The sequence below is a fragment of the Marinobacterium sp. xm-g-48 genome (genome assembly GCF_013282925.1).
GTDB lineage: Bacteria > Pseudomonadota > Gammaproteobacteria > Pseudomonadales > Balneatricaceae > Marinobacterium_E.
This window is the reverse complement of sequence record NZ_WBYQ01000018.1, coordinates 1-1,451: the sequence shown is the minus strand read 5'-3', so window position 1 is coordinate 1,451 and position 1,451 is coordinate 1. Positions and strand designations below refer to the sequence as shown.

General features: G+C 54.8%; 1 protein-coding gene. It reads left to right on the top strand.

The window, feature by feature from the left end; translation table 11 throughout:
* Nucleotides 1-1,451 (top strand): Ig-like domain-containing protein (locus XMG48_RS11915; protein WP_217363858.1); only part of this gene is annotated, 1,451 nt, incomplete at both ends.

Here is a 1,451-nt window from a genome sequence, read left to right as displayed (position 1 = left end):
AACTACCTGCCTGGCGATAAAGTCACCCTGACTGTTGTGTTTGATGAAGCGGTCGGTGTGACACCGGGCGCGAAGCTGCCAACCCTGACGCTTATGAGCAACGGCGAAGTACTGGACGATGTCATCGCCTCCTACGAGTCAGGTTCAGGCACGAAGAAGCTCAACTTTACCTTTACGGTCACTGACACCATGGATGTCGCTGACCTGCAGCTCGGTGAGCTGCTCTCAAACGGCTCTTTCCTCGCCGATGCTTCTGGCAATGCGGCGATTTTGTCACTGCCTGAACTGCCCAGCGCAACCTCTGTGTCACTGGGCGATCAGACCGTCTACGTTGACGAGGTGGTTAACCTCGCCGATGTGAAGATCGAGTCGATCCGTTACCTCGATAATGACACCGAAGCCTTTAAAGTGGGCGAAGTGCTCAGCTTTAGCGTGCGCATGACCGGTGTGGTTAATGTGGATACCTCTGAAGGTGTATCCACACTGGTACTGAGTAACGGTGGGTTTGCCCGTTACACCGGTGGTTCTGACACCAATACACTGACATTTAGCTACATTGTCGGTGCCAGCGATCGCAACACTGATGATCTGCGTGTTCTCGGTCTGGCCGAGAACGATGCCGTTTTTAACGGCAGCCTGGGCCAGGACGTAGATGTGCGTATCACCTCTGCGAACAACCTGAGCACCTTCAACGATGTGGCGATTAACGCCCAAAGTCCGTTTATTACCCGTATCGACAGTGCTAGCCAGGTGGTGAGCCTAGGCGAAAGCGTTGAGTTTATCGTTAACTTCTCTGAAGCGGTCGATCTGGAAGGCGATGCGCCTTCACTGTCACTGAGCAACGGTGCCACGGCTGAGTATGTCAGCGGTGCGCCGTCTAAACAGCTGCTGTTCCGCTACACCGCCCAAGAGGGTGATGCGAATGCTCAAGACCTCGATGTTCTGAGCTTTGATGCACCTAACAGCACACTGATCTCACTGTCAGGCACCGGCGAGGCGTCTGTGTCACTGTCACAGATCACTGCGGTTGCTGCCAAGTACGATATTAGTTTTGATGGTGAGCGCCCAGAGGGGACGATCACCTTTGATAGCGACGCCTTGATTGCCGGTGAGACCTCGGGTGTCACTGTCACCTTCGCTGAGTCTGTCACCAACCCTCGTGATGCCATCAGTGTCAGCAACGGTACGCTGTCACCGCTGGTGCCTGTGGAAGGTACAGCTATTCCCCGTACGGTGTGGAAGGGTGTGTTTACCCCGACCCTGAAGATCGAAGCCGATGAGACGACGCTGGTGCTGGATAACAGCCTGGTGGCTGACAATGCCGGTAATACCGGTACGGGGCTGAGTGTCTCTAACCCGATCTCTATCGATACCCTGGGTCCTGTCGCAGAGCTTAGCTCTAGCGTGCTCTACAACGGTAACCGTCTGATCACCATCGATTTTGGTGAGCA